We start from the raw sequence: 19,083 nt of genomic DNA on the forward strand, positions 1-19,083 counted from the left end.
AGAGAATGGCTTATTGTCCTCAGATCAGATATTCTGACTACTGAATACTGACTACTTATTCCTCGTCAAGCGTTTCGCCTGTAAGTTTCAGAAACACATCTTCCAGGTTGGCCGGCCTCAGCCTCTGGTAGCCTACAGGAATACCCAGGGCGGCGGCCTTGCCGGACATCCTTTCAGCCAGTTCCCTGCCGTGGTCGGTAAACAATACCAGATCGTCCCCCAGCACCTGGCGGGCCTTGACTAAATCCTCGCAACCAGCCACGAGAATCCCGTGCCGCGCGGGCTCCACTCCCAGTTCCAGGGCGTCATTGCCAGTGTGACGCTCAATCAATTCCCGGGGCGCGCCCTGTTCTAATATTTCCCCCTGGTGAAGCACGATGAGCCTGTCGCAAAGCTGGTCGGCCTCCTCCAGATAGTGGGTGGTCAAGAGCATGGTAGTGCCCGATTCCTTCAGTTTCTTTAAGCGCTGCCAGACCAGGTGGCGGGCATAGGGGTCCAGGCCTGTGGTGGGCTCGTCCAGGATCAAAAGCGCCGGCTGATTGAGCAACGCCCTGCCGATAGTTAATCGCCGCTTAAGACCGCCGGACAGGTGCTCCACCACCTCGCCGGACTTGTCCGTCAAATCCATAAAATTCAAAATGTCCCCGGCCCGCTTTTGGGCCAGGTCTTTAGGCATCCTGAAGTAGCCGGCGCAAACCAGGAGGTTTTCCCAGACGGATAATTCCGGGTCAAGGTTATCCTCCTGTGGCACTACCCCGACTTTGGCCTTGATATCTCTCGCCCTCTTCATGATATCTTCCCCAAAAACCTCAAGTTTTCCGGCGGTAACAGGGGAAAACCCGTAGATCATTTTCGCTATGGAGGTTTTCCCCGCTCCGTTCGGCCCGAGCAATCCAAAGCATTCTCCCCCGAAAACAGTGAAGTTGACCCCTTTTACCGCTTCAAAATCAGCAAATCTTTTGACCAGGTCCCTTGCCGCAATAACGCTTTCTCTCATTTAACCCCATCGTTCCTTCGTAATAAATCTATTATGAATATTATAACCCGACCGCATCAATCCGGATATCCTTTTGGCTTCCTGACAAACTACCCAGAACAGGCAATTCTCTTCAGACGGGGTAAAGTGATCGCCGGTTTGTTCAAAATTTACCGCGTAGCAGCCTCCGGTGCATTTTCTGGAGCAGCGCTTACAACTCTGTTGTTGACGTATAATTGGATTTTTGAACGGTTCCAGCAAATGGACATCGATCTCAGTATTAACATTGCCTACGATACACCTGCCGACCTCACCGGTCAAGCCCAGCAACTTGGAACAGGGACTGACATCTCCGTTTGGCGCCACAGCCAGCGACGTGCTGCCGGCCCGGCAGCCCCAACCGGAATACTCATTTTCACCCTTCTCGAACTCCTCAATAAAAATGGGAACACCTTTCTGCTTTAAAGCATGATAGTCCATCAATATTTTTAACAGGTTGAGGCCGTACCGTGTGATCTCCTCCCTGCTCCAGCTCTTGGCGCCTTGCGCGGGGGCGATAATGAACTGATTGATGCCCAGGTCCACAAGTTGCTTAAAATCTTCCCTCATGCTGTCTATGGCGGCGTTGCTTACAGTCATCCTTACCCCCAGCCAGGGCTGGTACATTTTCATCAGCGGGATTGAATAGGCGATTTTGTGCCAGGTGCCTTCACCGTTTTTTGTCCGGCGGTAGCGGCCATGAGTTTCCGGACCGCCGTCCATACTCAACAACATGTTGATATTATATTGCGAAAAGAATTTTAAAATATCTTCACTGACTAAAGTGCCATTGGTGGTTACCGCCCAAGTAATGGCCAGGTTGCGCTTTTTCGCGGCTTCCAGGGCATAGGGCACAATCTGCTTGATTAAATTAAATTCCAGCAGAGGTTCCCCGCCGATCAAGGTTATATTTACCATCGGAAAGGACGCCCGCTCCATCAGCAGATCGATGGCATTCCTGGCCGTGGTAAAATTCATTCTGTCATGAGCGCTTTTTTCGCGAATAAAACAGTATTCACAAGTTAAATTGCAGTTAAAGGTCAGGTTCAATTCCAATGCCGCCAATCCGAGTTTGGCCCGGTTTAACTCCTTTACAGCCAGGTTAGTCAATTTTTCCGCGTCCTCGTTATCCAATAAATATTTCCTTTTCAGAATATCCGTAAGAACCCGGGGGGAGTACCCAGGATTGATTCTGGCATACTCCCTGATAAAAACCGCCGCCTGCTCAAGCCAGGCGCCGTAGTCACTTATTCCCATGGTTTATTCCTTTTCTTTTTCGTCTTTATTTTTCTGTTCTTCTTTAACTGTAAAATCCATCGGCATTGGGGATGAAACGGGAGCCATTCCAGCCGGTGTTCCCGCCGCCGGACCAGTTACACCGGTAAACGGGACGGCACAGTTATACCCGCTTGACGTAACGCACTGGGTAGCGTTAAACGAGAAAAGGCCGCAGAGTTGCTGAAACTGGAAAGTCGTGCACGGTACGCTAAAAGCGGAACCGCAGGGCTGCGTGTATTGGGAAATGCACGGTTGCTGATACATGGATACGCAGGGCATCGCGTACTGGGAACCGCACGGTTGCTGAAACATGCATACGCAGGGCATCGCATATTGGGAATCGCACGGTTGCTGGTACATGCACATGCAAGGCATCGCGTATTGGGAACCGCACGGCTGCTGGTATTGGCACGCGCAAGCTTGCCCGTACAGGAAGGATCCGCAATAAACAGCCGGACATCCGCCTACGTCGGCCAGCGGCCCCACTACTCCGTAGAACTGTTGGCTGCCGGGGCAACTATATCCCCCCGGCATGTTGCATTGCGAACCAAATGGGGTTGGCCCGCAAGTACCAGGCGCATAGTTGCCGGGGCAGGTATAGACGCCCGAGCAAAAGACAGGCGGCCTGCAAACATACTGCTGGCTGCAGCCATACTGCGGGCCGGTGCAACCAATCTCCTCTTTTACGCTATCCCTCAGTTTTTCCGCCAGGCGCTCCATGCTTTTCTCGGTCAGGGTCTGTTTTGACGGTTCCCAGACAATTTGAATTGACTTGATCGGAATTGAACCGACGCCTTCCATAGTTTCTATCCGCACATACTGCTCATTCACCGCCAATACTGTACCGGAGATCATTCTTCCGTTAACCAGTTCAACGGCAATATTTTTACCTTGACTGGCCTGCAATTGCTCAAACAACTCAAGTCACTCCTTGGGCTGATATTTTGTCTTATTCAATATATGATTGAAGGAGTTTTTCGGTTCAGGCCGGCTTGAAGGGATTACCGGTTTTGTGTGGAAGTATTTCTACGGAGTGCTTTTGCAGATTGATTTTCGCGGATAACACATTTTTTCAGCGGTAAGCGCCGGGGGATTATGAATTGAGATTCTGCAGCCTTTCATCCTGCAGCTACGCCAACAGCGTTTTGGTGCAGGACAGCAATACATGTATACTCATCGACTGTGGTCTCAGGAAAAGAGATATCCGGCCATTCCTGCAAGAGGCCGGCTTGTCGCCGGGTGATCTCGACGCGGTTCTGGTAACCCACTGTCATACCGATCATATTTACGGACTAAAATTTCTTTGCCAGGAAAAAAATCTTCCTGTCTACTCAACTCCGGGCATATTAAATGAACTGCATAAACTCTGCCATTTTAAAACAATTCCGGAATTAACCGCCTTCGGCGGCAACGCCGTGGAAAAAATCGGCAGTCTTTCGGTAACTCATTTCAGACTGTCCCAAGATGTTGAAACAATCGGCTTTGTTATCGGTGGCGGTGACGGCGAGCGGATGGGGTTTATCACTGATACCGGTTATGTCCCGGAAAGCTGCCTTGAAGCTTTTCAATCACTTGATTACTTGTATATTGAGTCAAACCACGATGTAAACATGTATAAAAAATCAACAAAGCCATGGCATGTAATCAGGCGCAACCTGGGTCCCACCGGGCACCTCTCAAATGCGCAGTGCGGACTGGCGCTGCAAGCCATGGATCTAAAAAACTGCAAGCTGGTTGTACTGGGCCACCTCAGCGAGAACGACAATGAGCCCTCCATAGCCGTAAACAACGCCCGGCGCCACTTGGCGGCAAACATACCTCTATTCAGCGCGCCCGCCCGGGTTCCGGGCACTTGGTCGGATCGGCCTCCCGCATTGCCGCATTTGTAAAAGCGGTTAATATAGGCACGCCCATCACCCCATTGATATTATGCTTTTAATAGTCACAACCGCTATATTCAAAAATAGCCAGTTGGATAGAATCTGGTAGCTTAAAACCAAATTTGGCCCTTATTTTTGCGCTCAATTCTGCTATATCGGCGGTAATATCCATGACCATAAAGCCTTTTGAATTGTAAAAGAAATCTTTGTATATGCTTACAATGTCAGTTCTCCCAAGCTTATAGGGCTTTGTTAAAACCTCAATCAAGGTAATAACTGATGTAATCACCTGTATAGCCCCTTCGGCTGTCCTACTAAATATATAGGAGACCTCATCGCTGTAATCGGTATGTTCCTCAATAAAGTATATTATCGGGGCGGTATCAATAAATAGTCGTAAACCCTTCTTTAATTCCATTCGCTTCTCTCTTTATTAACATATTCCTGCGCATCAACACCCTCCCAAATCGACTTACCTATGCCTTTTATTCCCGAAAAATCCTTGTTTTTCTCTTCAGCTACTTTCAATATTAAAACTCCATCTACCTCGTCTGATATTCTAAAGTCACAAATAATTTATTTAAACCGGAAGTTTTCGCCTACCCGGCGCACAACCTCACTCAGCACTTTTTCTTCCTTGACCAGGGCGATCCGGACATACCCCTCGCCCCGCCGCCCGAAAGCCACGCCTGGTATGACAATAACGCCGGCCTTTTCCAGCAACTCGGCGGCAAAGCCTGCAGAATCACTGTACCCTGGCGGCAGCGGCGCCCAAACAAACATGGAAGCCTGCGGTTTGGGCATGGACCAGCCCAAAGCGGCCAACCCGTCCACCAGCACATCACGCCTTCCCTGGTAGGTGGCGGCGGTTGCGGCCACACAATCCTGCGGCCCGCTCAAAGCGGCCACGCCGGCCTCCTGCACCGCGTAAAACACCCCGTAGTCAATATTGGACTTAATCAACGCCAGGTCGGCCAGCACACCGGCGTTGCCCACCGCGAAACCCAAGCGGCAGCCGGCCATATTGTAGGTTTTGGAAAGAGAGAAAAACTCGACGCCTACTTCCTTCGCGCCGGGCGTTTCGAGAAAACTCACCGGCTTAAATCCGTCATATGCCAGTTCGGCGTAAGCCACGTCATGGCAAACCAGGATATCATGGCGGCGGGCGAATGCGACAGCCCTTTCAAAAAACTCACTATCAGCTATTGCCGCCGTCGGGTTGTTCGGGTAATTCAGCCAGAGCATTTTCGCCCGGCGCGCCACTTCCTCAGGAATGGCGTCAAAATCAGGCAGAAAACGGTTTTCCGGCAAAAGCGGCAGCGGGTAAATTTCCCCGCCGGCCAGGATTATGCCAAACTCGTAGATCGGGTAGCCGGGGTCCGGCACCAGCGCCACGTCCCCCGGGTCGATGTACGCCATGGCCAGGTGGGCCAAACCGTCCTGCGAGCCCATTAATTCCAGCACCTCCGAGCCCGGGTCCAGATCAACGTTAAAGCGCTTTTTATACCGCCCCGCCACCGCTTCGCGAAGGGACCGGAGACCTACCAGCGGGTAGGTGTAATTCCGCGGCTTCTCCACCGCGCGGCGCAGAGCCTCCACAATATGCGGCGCCGGGGGCAGGTCTGGGCTGCCGACGCCGATGTTGATCACTTCCAGGCCACGTGCCTCCACCCTTCTCTTGCGCTCTTCCATTTCGTTAAATACACCGGCGGATAAGTTGTCTATTCGCTTTGCCCTGTTCATCATGTCCCCCTGACCCTTCAATCAATAGCATAATTCTGCTTTTCATTATAATATATTTAGGAGTCAGTAGTCAGGAGCCAGAAGTCAGAATGAGAGAATGTTTATTATCTTAAAATATTCTGAATACTGACTCCTGAATTCTGAATACTTGAATATAATCAGTTCCTTAATTCCCAAAATTTATCATTGATTAGATACAGGAGTGGTTTTATAATGACTTTATGGTAGGATGGTAGGTGGTTATGCTGGGTGCATTTCCAGACATTTGTATGGCACAGTTGATCAAGGCATTCCTACCGGAATGCCTTTTTTGACTGGTTGTCCTAGCGCCATATCTGCCACAAATCAAAATATCCGGGGAGGGATGGTAGTTTAAAGCAAGTACGGTAAGCACGGTAGATAAAAACTATGATTTGTGGAGGGTTTCTTACTGATGGAAAAACAAACAATTAAAATAGGGGTCATCGGCGGGCCGTTTGACCGGGTTACCGCTGTGCTCGAAGAATTTGAACCGGGCCAGAAGGATTTTATCATACACCCGGAACAATGCGGCTTCGCCTCAAGATCCGTTCCTGAGCCCACCGGGAGAGAAGTTGAAATAACCTTACCCGCCCGTCTGCACCCGACAGTGCTGGACATGAACAGGTTTAGCCCCGTCCGGCCGGGCGGCGGGGGGATGGGCATCGCTATCGGCATTTACCTGAAAGCCAAGGTGCGCTCGACCACAAACCCGGAAATCGTGGTGAGCGGAGAGCGGCCCCTGGTTGCCACTCATTTTGCCAAGGTTATCAAGGAGATCCTTGGCTACCGGGGCGGGTTTGAAATCGAGTTGTACGACCACAAGCGCCGGCATGTCGGTTTGGGGTCGACCACCGGTTCGATGACCGCGGCCTGCATCGGCATGAACGAAGTCCTCGGCCGGCCCTTCACCAACAGGGAACTGCGCCGGATTGTCGGCTACAACGCCTGTGAGGAAAGCCCGCGTGCCAACGGCTGCCTGATCCGCGGCTTTGAAACCGGCATCGGGGCGATGGCCAGTGTCAACGGGGGAATAATAATAGCAACCGATAATTTAGAAATGATTTACCGGGCGGCCATGCCGGACACGAAAGTCGTCATCGTCATTCCCGACGTCCCCAGTCTGGAAGATGAGTTCACCGGTAAAGAAACAGCCGCCGAGTCGGAAGTGGAAGTTCTAATGAGGCGCGGCCGGTACCTTGATTACTTACAAAGCGGCGTCAAGGCGCAGATAATCCTGCTGGACATGATGCCGGCCATGGTGCAGGGCAACCTGAAGGGAATCGGCGACGCCCTGTTTGACATCTGCTTCCTCGGTTCCAAACGGGCCGAGTGCGAGCAGCACGGCATCGCGGGCACGCAGATTTACAACTATATCGCCAGTTTCCGGGAAGCGGGCGCCGAATTGGCCGGTATGAGTTCGGTCGGGCCGACGATATTCGCTTTGACTCAAAAACCGGAAGTACCGGACAGGCTGCTGGAATTACTTGAGTCACGGGGTAATGCGAAGAGCCGGATCATGGTTACCGAAGTGGACAACATCGGCGCGCGCGTTACGGAAAACGGCGTGGAAAGGAACTATATCAATGAAAGCTGGTTGTCGGGTTAAAATTTGCGGTATAACCAATATTGAAGACGCCAAACTGTCCGCCGGGGAAGGAGCGGATTATATCGGCGTGGTAATCGAAGTATCTTACTCGCCGCGTTCACAAACAGTGAAAAGCGCGGAGCCGATCTTCGCCAACGCCCCTGTTCCGGCGGTGGCCCTGGTTCATGAGATGCAGCCGGACCGCCTGACGGAACTGGTGACGTGTCTGAAACCCTTTGCCGTCCAGTTCCTCAGCCAGGACGGGGCGGCCATGGCCGGACAACTCAAGAAAATCGCGCCCGGCATGGAAATCTGGCAATCTCTTTTCTTGCCGGCGTCCGGAGACAGCTCATCGGCGTTCGACTGCGGGACCATGCTAAAGCAGGTTGAGCAGTGCAAGGAGGCTGGCGTGGACGCAGTGGTTTTGGATACCGCGGCGGTAATTAACGGGGTGGTCAGGTTCGGCGGTACCGGCACAACCGGCCGGTGGGACCAGGCCGCCCAGGTGGTGGCGGATTCCACCCTGCCGGCTTTCCTGGCCGGCGGGATCAAACCGGAAAACGTCAGAGAGGCGGTTGAAAGTGTCCGGCCTTACGGCATTGACCTTTGTTCGGGCGTGGAGTTGCACACCGGCATAAAAAGCCTGGCCAAATTGCGCTCGTTAATGGAAGAAGTACAAAAGGCGGGGGGAATAAACAAGTGTTAATGAAAGCCGCCGTCATGCACGGCAAGGGGGATATCCGGCTGGAATCCGTGCCCGCTCCCATCGCTGGAGAGGGAGAAATCATCGTCAAGGTCAGGGCATCAGGCATCTGCGCCACCGACATCAAGATGCTTTTAGGCCAGGGATCGCCGAAAGATTTGCCGGCGATACTTGGCCATGAGGTTAGCGGCATCATCGCCCAAACCGGGCCGGGCGTGCAAAATTACGCGATCGGCGAGCGGGTGGCCGTCTACCCCATCGCCGTGTGCGGCGAGTGTTTTTTCTGCAAGAGCGGCAGACACAACCTCTGCCTGCATGAATTCGGGCTGTCGCACGGCATTGACGGCGGCTTTGCCGAATACGTGCGCATCCCGAAACAAATCATTAACATCGGCGGCGTGGTTAAACTGCCGGACCACATCCCCTTCGACAAAGCGGCTGTGGCCGAGCCGCTGTCCTGCTGCCTGGCGGCGGCACGCGCCACCGGGACGGGCGCCGGCGACAACGTGCTGGTGGTCGGCGCCGGGCCGATGGGCCTGATGCACCTGAAGACCGCGCTATGGCACAAGGCCAGGGTGATGGTTACCGATATCCGCCCGGACAGGCTCGCGCTGGCTGAAAAAATAGGCGCCGCTGCCTGCCTGGACGTGAACAGCGATGACGTGGCCGGTGAAGTGCGCCGACTGACGGGCGGGCTTGGCGCGGATATCGTCATTGCCTCCCTTGGTGTGCCGGAAGTGATGGAGCGGTACTTCCCGGCTGTGCGCAACGGCGGCATATTCAATATCTTCGGCGGCCCGCCGGCGGGGCAGCCGGTCCCGGTGGACCTGCGCTGGATTCACTACTCTGAGATCGTGCTTACCGGAACCTTCGCCTCCACTCCCGCCGACTTTCAACTGGCGGTCTCTTTAATCGGCAGCGGTGAAATCGAAGTGGACGACCTTATTTCCCACCGCTACACGCTGGACGATATGCTGGACGCGGTGGAGCAAGCCCGCAGGCAGGAAATTATCAAGGGTGTTGTGTTAATACCGGAGGGGGACTAATAATTATGGATGGATTTTCAGTCAGACTGAACCGGATTTTACGGCCTGACACCGGGAGGTCCCTGGTGGTGGCCATCGACCACGGCATGGCCTTGGGCCCTATGACTGGGCTGAAGAATGTCGGAGAAACTGTATCCAGACTGGACGCCACCGGACTGGTGGACGCCTGGCTGGTGACAAAGGGTATTTACCGGTATGCTTTTGAGCCGGTAAACAAACCTGGTATTATTCTGCGGATTAGCGGCGGCGCCACCATTTCCGGCCCGGAGCTGACCCGGGAAGGACAGACCGCCACCCTGGAGGACGCACTGGCGGCCGGCGCCGACGCCATAGCTACTTCCGCCTTCATCGGCTCGCCTTATGAACACGACACTCTCACCGGACTTGCCCGGGCGGCCAGCGAGTGCCGCAAATGGAACATGCCGCTGCTGGGAGTGGTTGGTCTTGGGAAGATAAACGAAGACCAAAAGAAGGACCCCCGTTTCATCGCCCTGGGCGCGCGCGTGGCCGCCGAACACGGGGCGGATCTGGTAAAGACCTATTACACTGAAGAAGGCTTCGAGCAGGTAGTGGCCGGCTGCCCGGTGCCGATTTTGATCGCCGGCGGGCCGAAGTGCGAAACCGACCTGGACACCCTGAAAATGATCGCCGGCGCGCTCAACGGGGGCGCCAAAGGCATCGTCATGGGCCGCAACGTCTGGCAAAGCCCGCACCCGGAAGCGCTCCTGGCCGCCGTGCACGGACTTATCCACCGGGGCTTCAGCGTACAGGAAGCCAATGACCTGCTGGAGGACGGCATCAACCGGGGGTAAACAGTTAATGGAATACTGGAATATTGCTGCTCCACAGATAATAACCTACTATTTATTATGTCTGGTATTATGTCTGGCGCATGCTCTATTGGCAGTATCAAAAAACGACCCGGCGCGGAAGCAAAATTCCGCCCGGGACGTTATTTTTCCACCATAAAGACTGGGTAATATGCACTGTTCAGCACATTTTCTGCAAGAGCATGACGTATTTCTTCTTCCCGTCCAGGGCGTTGAAGAGCCTTTCATCCGCAGTCCAGAACTCACAAATTTCACTGGTCCTTTCCTCTACGATCTCCGCTACAGCCAAATAAGTTGCATCATACAATGTGGGCATATCGAAATAGCGGCTGATTTTCCATGCCCGATCCATTATCACATCATCGTCTGACAAATACTTGATTCCAGGAAACTGCTTAAACTCAAGCCACATGTCGTCTGCTTCCTGAACGGCTAACTCGTTTCTTCTACGCTTTTTTCTAAGAACAGTACCAATTTCAGCCCATGCAAACGGGGGCAGCACGATCAATTGCCCACTTTGAATAATCCTCCGCATTAAAGCTATAGCTTTATCGCTGTCCTCTTCCACTACCAGTACTTTTATAAACACAGACGCATCAAGGCAAATGTAATTACTCATAGCGTCCCGACCCTTCCCGCAACTCGCGGATTAACTGAGTGGAATCACTATGAACCCCGGTTTTTTTCATTACCTTAGCCCTCAATTTAAGTATCCTGTCAAGGCTTTCCTTCCTGCTTCTGGTCAAGACATCGGATTCCGACTCATCAGTTCTTTGCATATTTTCGAAAGACTCTGCATCCACGAGATATGCCACGGGTTTGGAACGTTGCAATATTATCACTGGTTCCCTGCTTTTTACCACTTCCGACAGGATCTCACGTATACCTACCCTGATATCTGTTACATTTACCATTCGCATTGCTAATACCTCTATTCATACTTTTAATGCTACTGTAACACGAAATGGGAATAATTGCAACAATTTTACCAAGTTATTTTAGCCGCTTAGTCACCTTCAAATTTTCATTCTTATTGCTTTTTGAGGCTAATCAATATATAATATGCATTTTTTATTGGAAAAATGGGCCGGGAAAGTTGACTTTCAAGTCTGCTCACCCGGCGCTTTTTTAGATAATCTGAGCAATATTTTTTAGTTGACAAGCTGGATAATTATGAAACCTCGCCTGAAGCTTCGCTCACTTGTTTGGCTTTGACCGTGTAAATTAGCACCTTTTCAACCATGCCGCGCACGCTGGTCTCGCCCAGGAGCGTTATTTCCCCTGGCAGATTATCCTTGTTTTTAAGATACTTGAGCGCGCGGTCGCTCATAATGATGTTCGTCTTATACTCCTTGTTCATGCTCTCGAGACGCGAGGCCAGGTTCACTTCCCCGCCCATAATCGTGTAATCCATCCGTTCCGGACTGCCAACGTTGCCAACCACCACCGGCCCGGAATTGATGCCGACACCGATGTTGAACAACGGTTCGCCCTGATCTTCCCATTTTTTATTAAGCTCCTTCAGGCGCTCCAGCATTTCCAGGGAAGCCGCCAGCGCCCTGTCCGCGTGGTCTTCGTAGTGAATCGGGGCGCCGAAAAAGGCCATGATCCCGTCACCCATATACTTGTCCAGAGTGCCGCCGTGCTTGAAAATTATCGCGTTCATCTCGGTAAAGTATTCGTTTAGCCGCTGCACCACATATTCAGGCGTCTTATCCTCGCTGAACGAGGTAAAACCACGCACGTCCGAAAAGAATATCGTCAACTCCACCCTCATTCCCCCCAGGACAATGTCCTCCGGGTGCTGCAGCAAGTCAGACACCACGGCGGGAGGAACGTAGCGGGCAAACAGCGCGCGTGTGCGTCGCCGGTCCATCTCGGTGCGCACCAGGTTCTCGGCAGTCATGCCGGTGTAGATTAGCATGCCCAGCCCCAGCGGCGACGCCAGGTTAACCCAGTAGCGCCCATAGTACCAGGACAGGTACACGCCCACACCTGCCGCCGCTAAAATCACCAGCAGGTAGAGCAACCCCCGCAGGGGGTTTTTCGCCCGCGACACGCCAGCCACGGACAATACGCCGACAAGCAATAATATTACCAGGTTTACGGCCTGCGGCGCCCTTTTGTAAAAACTTTCAGCATGATAGGTGGCCAGGGCGGAGGCATGCACCTCGACTCCCGGCGACGGCAGCGCGCCGCCCAGCACCATATTGCCGAGAGTGAAAGGAGTAGTTACATAGTCATGTTCAGAAGCTGAGGTAAAGCCGATAAATACGACCTTTCCCGCTAATTTATCGCTGCTTACCCGATCATTGAGGATGTCAGTAAAGCTGTATGTCTGAAAAGTTGAAGCGGGTCCCCAGAAGTTAATTAAGGACTGATATTTGTTATCTATGGGAACAGCCAAATCACCCGCGTACAGAACCCCTTTTCCGTCAAGCTTCAGGCTGTTCGGGTTAAGGCCCTTTTCCACCAGGTACGTGGCTACGCTAAGACTGGGAAACGGCCTGCCGAAAGTATTCGTATCCACAGTGGTGACACGCCTGATCACACTGTCCACGTCTTCGGGCACATTGGCGAAACCGATGCCGTTGGTGGCAGCAGCCAACTGTTTCACCGGGAAGCGCGGAACCTGGTAAACTTCGCCTGCGGCGTTCTGCTCAAAAGAGAACATGTTGCCCAGCACCACCCGGCCCTGCGCCTTCACCGCAGCTGCGAGAGCGGCGTTATCCTCCGGCGTGCCCGGCGTGTCGAAAACCACGTCGAAGCAGACCACCTTCGCGTCTTTCAGTTTTTCCAGCAGGCGGGCGTACATTTGGCGAGGCCAGGGCAGCAGCCCGATTTCCCCGATGGAACGGTCGTCTATGGCCACCACCACGATATCCTCAGGCGCAGGCCGCGCTCCGCGCAGTTTGAACCAGCTGTCATACAAGCCCAGCTCCAGTCCTTCCCAAGCGCCGGCCAGGCTTGTGACCATAACCAGAACAACAAGCGCAAACGCCACGCCTTTTCCTTTCAGCTTTTCCACCCAGCCCCGCATCGCTTCGCCTTCCTTCGGCAAAAAGTTTCTATATTTGACATAAAAAATATACCTATACCATGCTATCACCCAATAAGAGCTTTGTCCACGAAAAATTGCGTACATTCAATCATGATCAAGCCCGGAGGGGTTTGTTCCCCGCCGGGCTTGATTTAAACCGTTAAAAATCGTATCCTAATTGTGTGGGTAATACGCCCCTTTTAAAAACTACTTTTTCTTATGGTGAGCTGAAATAGCCGCCGATAGTCCAGCCAGCTGTGCTGGGCGGTGAAAGCCCGTCCGATGATCTCAGATTGCCGTCGGCTTTAAGATAAAATACATCTCCTGGAACCAGATTACCGCCTGTTGCGTTGATTACGGTAAGAGTTAGGGTTCTGGCGTCATTCCAAGTGCCGCAATAGTCCGTACCGAACGATTTCCCTTGGAAGTCAATCAGGGCATCAACGGCTGCCTTGTTGTTGACTGGCGGTTGGTTGGTGTCAATGTCAAAAAGTATGATAATTGTATCGCCGTTGCCCCACCGGGAAGAGATACACTGCCGCTAATGGTGCTTCCGGTAAGGATGGTAAGGTTTTTATTAGTTGCATTTCCTTGGGAGACGTCTATCTCCCCGTCGTAGTAGCCCTGCAGTACACAATTTGGCACTATATCTTTCACCGAGTACCGTACCAGGTAGCCGCACGCCGCGGGAACAACCAGGCTATAGTCCGCATAATTTTGTCCTTGCTGGATAACGATGTCCGTCCACCCGTTCGGAGGGTAATCCTTGTTAAGCATAGCCTCCACCCTAACGCTGAGACTGGATGACGCCAGTTGCCCTTCCGGCAGCGATACCTTTCCGGAAATGGTGTATCCAGCCAAGAGACTAAAGTCGATGTTAGCCTGGTTCCCAGCTCTAACATCCACTCCTTCAGCGGAATCGTAATTTGCCGTGGTTATATAATCAAAACCATAATAGCCGCGCTGAGCATAGCTTGAGTTGCTTGTTTGCCGATGTCGTTGTAGGTCTGGGCAGCGGGAGCCTGTCCTGCTAACTTATTTGCCCTGGCCAGCATGGCGGCCGCCTCGGCCCTGGTCAGGGTGCCGGCCGGGTGGAAGCTGCCGTCGGGGTAGCCCTGGATGAGGTTGGTCTTCACCAGGTAGTTGACGAACGGGTAATAGGTATCGTTTTCGGGCAGGTCTGTAAACACCGGTCCGGCGGCATACACGCCGGGTACCGCGTACAGGCCGAATACTGTGGTGACTCGCTAGTGCGACGGCGCAGATGCATGCTATCCTCAACACGTTATTGCGGAACTTCATAACACACCCCCTCTAAGGTAATATAATCAAACTTAATATTCCCACTTCCTCTCCAGCCGCATCCGGCGATTAGTTTTAACCCATGTTCGTTGAGCAATTAATTGACTTTTCACCCTCGTCTTTGATTTACACAAAATATATCACTATTAGTTTATCACTGGTTACCATACCGTAATTTTACACTTCTCGAGTATTTTTTTAAAGAGAAATCTTTAACCCGACTGTAAACAATATGCCCTTGCGGCTTAAATAACCCACTCGCTATAGCCACCCGCCGGCAGTAAAAGGATTTTGATGATGTCTGTCTAATTATTTCCGTAAGATTATTTAATGGAAGGACTGAAAATATGATTAAAGAAATGGGATTACCGGTACTTTCGGAAAATTATGTTTTACAAATACTACTTCAAGAATCAGATAAGTTTATAAATTTTTATAAAAATGAAAGACATAAAATTAGAGTTAAAGTAAACTGGGCTTTTGACGAGAGGTTAAACTCCCAAATAAAGTCTATTGGTTTAGAAAATCCAGATACCAAAGAAATCGAGTATGTTGTTATAATAAAACAGGTTCCAATACAGTTTGACGATGCTTTTGACACTGCGCATGAATTACAGCATTTAATCTTAAATCAAGAAGGCTTTCCAAGTCTTTGTTATATTAATAATACCAATAATGCTAACATTAATTTGGTCAATGGCATGAATGATTTGGCTTGCCGCATTTCCAAATCAATAAATGATCCATTAGTTAATTCAAGATTAGTTAAGTACAATTTTGATTTATGGGATAATTATGATAGAGTTTCAAAAGCTCAAATGCCTTTCATGCAATCTATAAAAAATATTTTTCCAAATGAGCCTTCTAAGATGGAAGGGAAGGCATTTATTGCATCCACATTCATTCAAGCTGTCTTGGATTGGGAAGTAGCATGCCGGGTATCCCCGAACATAAATAATAATTATATAAAAAACCTTAGTTCCATGTTTCCCGTGACGACCAAAGAGACAGAGGATATATTGGCGCTAATTAAGGCTCACGGCTACGATTCTCCTGATAAAGCTAGTATCATTTTCTACAATATAACTCAGAAATATGGACTCGGACATTTATTTACACTCCCCCTTTTAAATATATAATAAGCATCTATTTTTCACAGCCTCCGCAAATCCCGCGGAAACAGCAACGACCGCCATATTCCAGCGGTAATTACGTCTCCTTCTTTAGCCTTGAGCGGAATAAAGGATATCGGTAAAGATTTTACAGACCGCAGGCCATTTTATTGAGTATTTACATTGACCAAGGCAATGGCAGTGCCGCAATTCTCGCTCAGCAACCTACTCCAATATTTAGAACTAAAGCCGGGACTCGCAGTTCCTGGTTATTTAACGTGACTCTGTTTATTCAACCGTCGTCGTACTCTTTCGATTACTCCATTTAGACATAATGTTTATATGACTTCTACGTTTTTTCGCCTTATGGCCTGGTGACAGCTCACCCGGCTGGCCATATTTTGCATGTATCTCATTAAGTTGTTCGGATGTAAGCTGATAACTGTTTATTAGACTATCTTCCACGAAATATTTATTTTCGATACGGACCACGCCCCCTCAAATTAACACAAACATAATTGTATGATATATGAACCTGTTTTATGCGAATTCCCCACAGCCATTTTTTACATATCAATAGTAGCCGATGAAATTCGGAGGCGTTATGGCAAACAGGTGTTTGAGGGAAGGACTTTTATATCTATACACAATATGAAACGGTTACTATTAACATCCTCAAACTGCGAAGATATTGTAATGCACAGGTTACCTGATGCCAAAGAGATATATGGTTCAGTTGTAAATTGTGTTGATCCAGTGCTCATAAGATAATAATAATAATCTTTTAATGAATGTTCTGTTCCTTTTTTAGCTGGTCCATATATCTTGCTGTTTCGTTTTATTTTTAGCTGATCGCAAAAGGTTTCAGTAATTTGTGTACCACTTTCATTTATTATATAAATACACTCCACTATTGTATATTTTTGAATTATAACACTGAGCATATCATCGAAATTATCACATGTTACATTAGAAAGTTCATTGATAATATTGGATAAGACCATATAATATTCTTGATACATAAGTTTAATTGATTTAATCTTATAGGTCATATAATTATTAAATTTATTGGCAATATAAAAAATATTTTTTTTGGTTTTTTCATCTGTCACAAATGTATAATCCTGTGGTTTTGAAAAATAAAATCCCTGAAGCATATCCGCGCCAAGCTCAAGCGATACTAAAGCTTCTTCCTCTCTTTCTACACCCTCCGCGACAACAAGGGCACCTATTTTTCTTGAAAGGTTAACTAATGATTTGAATATTTCTTGTTTATAAAAATATTTATCAATATAACTGATTATTCCTTTATCTATTTTCAATATATCAGGTTTAACAAGAGCTACTCTATCTAAATTAGAATAACCGGAGCCAACATCATCCAGTGCTGTCAAGTATCCCTTTTCCTTATATGTGTTTATAAATTTCTCCAGAGATTTAGTATCACGTACTTTAGATTCAACAATCTCTATAACTATATTATTTGAAAATAGATCTAAATTTTTAACCATGTTTAACAAATGTCCCGAGCCTACAATCCCATTATCCATTATTGACGTATCTAAATTAAGGAATAAAATATAGTTCTTATTTTCGAAATTATTAAATTTGTAAGCCTCCAAAGCCTTTTTTCTACACAACCTGTCTAATTCCAAATTCATATTTTTATGTCTGGCAAATTCAAACAAAGTATCTGGAGAAATAATTTTATTTGTTCCAGTATTTAGACCTCTGCATAAGGATTCAAAACCAATTATTGATTTCTTTTTAACGGATATAATTGGTTGAAAATATATACGTATGTTCTCATTATATATAATATTATTTATATTAATTATACTGTTATCCAAAATTACACCTGCTTCTAATTAAGTCATAAAATATCCACTGTGATTCTTAGTCATTTAACCGAACATCTGCTCCCAAAACACCAATTATCGTACCATGACTGTCCTTCATCGGAACGGATATGGTCAAGCACAATTTTTTGGTAATTGCGGATAAGTAAATGTCCGATACGTATTCCTCACCAATGGCAGCTTTTTGCCACCACTGGCGAATCCGGGCATTAGCCAAGCCGGCTGGCGGCTCGGAAAAAATAAACGTACCGTCCATACGGTTCGACCATACCGCCTCAAGCTCAGGTTGTCTGGTTATTAGTTCTCCCAGCACTTGTTGATGCTCATTGGCGTTTAGAGAAGTAATGCGGGGATTTTCGGACTCCGCGCACAATACTTTGAGCAGCCGCTCTATATTTTCTTTGTGTGCCACGCTGCTTGTAATAGCGCTGGTATCTATCTTTACTTTCCCGCTGACATCTTCCAACATGCCTGCCGCTTTTTGCAGGCGCACGCCGGTGGTGGTGATTTTCTCAAGGTTTTCTTTCTGCGCTTCTGCAGCTGCGCTTACTTGTTGCAGATAGCCTTGTATTTCTTCGCTACTTCTTTCAACGGTGGAAGATATGGCCGACACCGCACGGGCAATTTCGGTCAGCACAGCTTCAGCGTTAACCGTATTTTCAACTCCTTTAGCGACACTTTTCCGGTCACTCTCCACCGTTGATTTGACCTTTTCAACCTCTTTACGGATAGATTGAAGTATCTTGACGGTGTCTCCCACGGCTGTAAATGTTTTCTCAGATAGTTTTTTAACTTCTTCGGCCACAACTGCGAATCCCTGGCCATGTTCACCGGCGCGGGCTGCCTCTATGGCTGCGTTAAGCGCCAGCAGCCTGGTTTGATCAGAAATTTCGGCAATAGTGTTTAGGATGACGTCAACCTGCCCTACTGAGGTATCTAACGTCGTTACATAGTCAGCTACTTGCTTCGAGTCGGTATCGGCTTGTTCGATAGCGCGGCGGGCAGAGCCCATATCCTCCAGGCATGTAGCAACCGCTTGCTCATTTTCCTGTGTCTCTTGCCGTAATTTCCGGGACATGTCAGCCAGCGAACCGGCCACTACTTCCACCCTGGTGAAGTCCCTGGCTATTTGCCCGGATGCCTTGATAGTCAGATTCATTTGTTCAACAGCTGCAAAGACCTGTTGCGATGCCAGTTGCGCCATCCCGGACACATCCCTTAACAGCTTTGCGGTCTCATCGGCTGCTCCAGCCAGGCTGCCGTATTCCTTCGGATAGTGACGCTTCTCTTTTAGGACGGCAACCTTCCCCGCCGCAAGATTTTTTATCTCCTGATTTAAAAAATAAAGCCATCGGTTATTTTCTTTACGCCACAGTGTGCCCAATAATAAGCCGGTGATCAGTGTGTTAACAACCAGTGCCGAGACAGCCCTGATTTCCCAGCGGCAAAAAGCCGATAACGCAATAACAGAGAGGAAAGTAAAGAATAATAAATATAATCTCGTCAGCTTCTTATTTATCAGCATAGCTTCAAACCTCCTATTTATAAAATCGTATCCAGCGTGGGCAATCAATAAAAAAAGCCCTTGCCGCCAGAACAGCCAGGACTTCATCGTCAATATTTCTTATATCTTCTTCGATAATCAGAATAACAAAATTATACCAATATC

Annotated in this window: 18 protein-coding genes; 6 read left to right on the top strand and 12 right to left on the bottom strand. The window is 49.3% G+C overall.

The features are described from left to right. Positions 1-55: 55 nt before the first annotated feature. The 3 genes from L7E55_RS01955 to L7E55_RS01965 are packed head-to-tail and all read right to left on the bottom strand — an operon-like array spanning position 56 to position 3,211. Entirely contained in the window at positions 56-997 is a 942-nt protein-coding gene (locus tag L7E55_RS01955) for an ABC transporter ATP-binding protein (protein ID WP_277442304.1), read from the bottom strand. Next, positions 998-2,272, bottom strand: coding sequence for a radical SAM/SPASM domain-containing protein (locus L7E55_RS01960; RefSeq protein ID WP_277442306.1), 1,275 nt, complete (start codon positions 2,270-2,272; stop codon positions 998-1,000). 3 nt (positions 2,273-2,275) lie between these two features. Continuing rightward, positions 2,276-3,211: a hypothetical protein gene (locus tag L7E55_RS01965; RefSeq protein ID WP_277442307.1), complete on the bottom strand. Its 936-nt coding sequence runs from the start codon at positions 3,209-3,211 to the stop codon at positions 2,276-2,278. Positions 3,212-3,393: 182 nt separating this feature from the next. Here L7E55_RS01965 and L7E55_RS01970 point away from each other — a divergent pair, with 182 nt between their 5' ends. Then, the gene (locus L7E55_RS01970) at positions 3,394-4,182 is read left to right on the top strand and encodes an MBL fold metallo-hydrolase (protein ID WP_277442308.1); all 789 of its coding nucleotides are present in this window, start codon (positions 3,394-3,396) and stop codon (positions 4,180-4,182) included. 46 nt (positions 4,183-4,228) lie between these two features. Here the strand turns inward: L7E55_RS01970 and L7E55_RS01975 are convergent, their stop codons facing one another. Together L7E55_RS01975 and L7E55_RS01980 are read right to left on the bottom strand one after the other, a co-directional pair. Next, a complete protein-coding gene (locus L7E55_RS01975; RefSeq protein WP_277442309.1) occupies positions 4,229-4,591 on the bottom strand; it encodes a type II toxin-antitoxin system VapC family toxin in 363 nt (120 codons plus the stop codon). A gap of 158 nt (positions 4,592-4,749) precedes the next feature. Then, positions 4,750-5,916: an LL-diaminopimelate aminotransferase gene (locus L7E55_RS01980; protein ID WP_277442395.1), complete on the bottom strand. Its 1,167-nt coding sequence runs from the start codon at positions 5,914-5,916 to the stop codon at positions 4,750-4,752. Between the two features lie 433 nt (positions 5,917-6,349). On the opposite strand from L7E55_RS01980, the gene L7E55_RS01985 reads away from it, so the two are divergent. From L7E55_RS01985 to L7E55_RS02000, 4 genes are read left to right on the top strand one after another with little or no spacing between them, the layout of a single operon-like run. After that, a complete protein-coding gene (locus L7E55_RS01985; protein WP_277442310.1) occupies positions 6,350-7,543 on the top strand; it encodes a GHMP family kinase ATP-binding protein in 1,194 nt (397 codons plus the stop codon). Further along, positions 7,521-8,228: a phosphoribosylanthranilate isomerase gene (locus tag L7E55_RS01990; RefSeq protein ID WP_277442312.1), complete on the top strand. Its 708-nt coding sequence runs from the start codon at positions 7,521-7,523 to the stop codon at positions 8,226-8,228. The genes L7E55_RS01985 and L7E55_RS01990 overlap by 23 nt, the downstream gene beginning before the upstream one ends. After that, positions 8,228-9,271: a zinc-dependent dehydrogenase gene (locus L7E55_RS01995; protein WP_277442396.1), complete on the top strand. Its 1,044-nt coding sequence runs from the start codon at positions 8,228-8,230 to the stop codon at positions 9,269-9,271. The genes L7E55_RS01990 and L7E55_RS01995 overlap by 1 nt, the downstream gene beginning before the upstream one ends. A 5-nt stretch (positions 9,272-9,276) precedes the next feature. Further along, positions 9,277-10,083, top strand: coding sequence for a class I fructose-bisphosphate aldolase (locus L7E55_RS02000; RefSeq protein ID WP_277442313.1), 807 nt, complete (start codon positions 9,277-9,279; stop codon positions 10,081-10,083). A 178-nt stretch (positions 10,084-10,261) separates the two neighbouring features. Here the strand turns inward: L7E55_RS02000 and L7E55_RS02005 are convergent, their stop codons facing one another. The 5 genes from L7E55_RS02005 to L7E55_RS02025 all read right to left on the bottom strand — a co-directional run bounded on the left by L7E55_RS02005 (position 10,262) and on the right by L7E55_RS02025 (position 14,349). Continuing rightward, positions 10,262-10,720 (bottom strand): type II toxin-antitoxin system VapC family toxin, encoded by a 459-nt coding sequence (locus tag L7E55_RS02005; protein ID WP_277442314.1) that lies wholly within the window; start codon positions 10,718-10,720, stop codon positions 10,262-10,264. Beyond that, the gene (locus tag L7E55_RS02010) at positions 10,713-11,021 is read right to left on the bottom strand and encodes a type II toxin-antitoxin system Phd/YefM family antitoxin (protein ID WP_277442316.1); all 309 of its coding nucleotides are present in this window, start codon (positions 11,019-11,021) and stop codon (positions 10,713-10,715) included. The genes L7E55_RS02005 and L7E55_RS02010 overlap by 8 nt, the downstream gene beginning before the upstream one ends. A gap of 251 nt (positions 11,022-11,272) precedes the next feature. Next, entirely contained in the window at positions 11,273-13,141 is a 1,869-nt protein-coding gene (locus tag L7E55_RS02015) for a CHASE2 domain-containing protein (RefSeq protein WP_277442317.1), read from the bottom strand. Between the two features lie 432 nt (positions 13,142-13,573). Further along, complete coding sequence (locus tag L7E55_RS02020; RefSeq protein ID WP_277442319.1) at positions 13,574-14,047, bottom strand: hypothetical protein; 474 nt, start codon at positions 14,045-14,047, stop codon at positions 13,574-13,576. A 29-nt stretch (positions 14,048-14,076) separates the two neighbouring features. Continuing rightward, a complete protein-coding gene (locus L7E55_RS02025; protein ID WP_277442320.1) occupies positions 14,077-14,349 on the bottom strand; it encodes an S-layer homology domain-containing protein in 273 nt (90 codons plus the stop codon). 441 nt (positions 14,350-14,790) lie between these two features. Between L7E55_RS02025 and L7E55_RS02030 the strand changes: the two genes are divergently transcribed. After that, positions 14,791-15,582, top strand: a complete 792-nt coding sequence (locus L7E55_RS02030) for a hypothetical protein (protein WP_277442321.1) — start codon at positions 14,791-14,793, stop codon at positions 15,580-15,582. Positions 15,583-16,157: 575 nt separating this feature from the next. On the opposite strand, the gene L7E55_RS02035 is transcribed toward L7E55_RS02030, so the two are convergent. Next, the gene (locus L7E55_RS02035) at positions 16,158-17,405 is read right to left on the bottom strand and encodes an EAL domain-containing protein (protein WP_277442322.1); all 1,248 of its coding nucleotides are present in this window, start codon (positions 17,403-17,405) and stop codon (positions 16,158-16,160) included. A gap of 46 nt (positions 17,406-17,451) precedes the next feature. Next, on the bottom strand, positions 17,452-18,939 hold the full coding sequence (locus tag L7E55_RS02040; RefSeq protein ID WP_277442323.1) for a methyl-accepting chemotaxis protein: 1,488 nt from the start codon (positions 18,937-18,939) through the stop codon (positions 17,452-17,454). Between the last annotated feature and the right edge of the window lie 144 nt (positions 18,940-19,083).

The organism is Pelotomaculum isophthalicicum JI (genome assembly GCF_029478095.1).
GTDB lineage: Bacteria > Bacillota > Desulfotomaculia > Desulfotomaculales > Pelotomaculaceae > Pelotomaculum_D > Pelotomaculum_D isophthalicicum.

Coding starts and splice junctions, on each gene's coding strand:
- L7E55_RS01955 (WP_277442304.1), bottom strand. CDS start 997: ATGAGAGAAAGCGTTATTGCGGCAAGGGACCTGGTCAAAAGATTTGCT.
- L7E55_RS01960 (WP_277442306.1), bottom strand. CDS start 2,272: ATGGGAATAAGTGACTACGGCGCCTGGCTTGAGCAGGCGGCGGTTTTT.
- L7E55_RS01975 (WP_277442309.1), bottom strand. CDS start 4,591: ATGGAATTAAAGAAGGGTTTACGACTATTTATTGATACCGCCCCGATA.
- L7E55_RS01980 (WP_277442395.1), bottom strand. CDS start 5,916: ATGAACAGGGCAAAGCGAATAGACAACTTATCCGCCGGTGTATTTAAC.
- L7E55_RS01985 (WP_277442310.1), top strand. CDS start 6,350: ATGGAAAAACAAACAATTAAAATAGGGGTCATCGGCGGGCCGTTTGAC.
- L7E55_RS01990 (WP_277442312.1), top strand. CDS start 7,521: ATGAAAGCTGGTTGTCGGGTTAAAATTTGCGGTATAACCAATATTGAA.
- L7E55_RS01995 (WP_277442396.1), top strand. CDS start 8,228: ATGAAAGCCGCCGTCATGCACGGCAAGGGGGATATCCGGCTGGAATCC.
- L7E55_RS02000 (WP_277442313.1), top strand. CDS start 9,277: ATGGATGGATTTTCAGTCAGACTGAACCGGATTTTACGGCCTGACACC.
- L7E55_RS02005 (WP_277442314.1), bottom strand. CDS start 10,720: ATGAGTAATTACATTTGCCTTGATGCGTCTGTGTTTATAAAAGTACTG.
- L7E55_RS02010 (WP_277442316.1), bottom strand. CDS start 11,021: ATGCGAATGGTAAATGTAACAGATATCAGGGTAGGTATACGTGAGATC.
- L7E55_RS02015 (WP_277442317.1), bottom strand. CDS start 13,141: ATGCGGGGCTGGGTGGAAAAGCTGAAAGGAAAAGGCGTGGCGTTTGCG.
- L7E55_RS02030 (WP_277442321.1), top strand. CDS start 14,791: ATGATTAAAGAAATGGGATTACCGGTACTTTCGGAAAATTATGTTTTA.
- L7E55_RS02040 (WP_277442323.1), bottom strand. CDS start 18,939: ATGCTGATAAATAAGAAGCTGACGAGATTATATTTATTATTCTTTACT.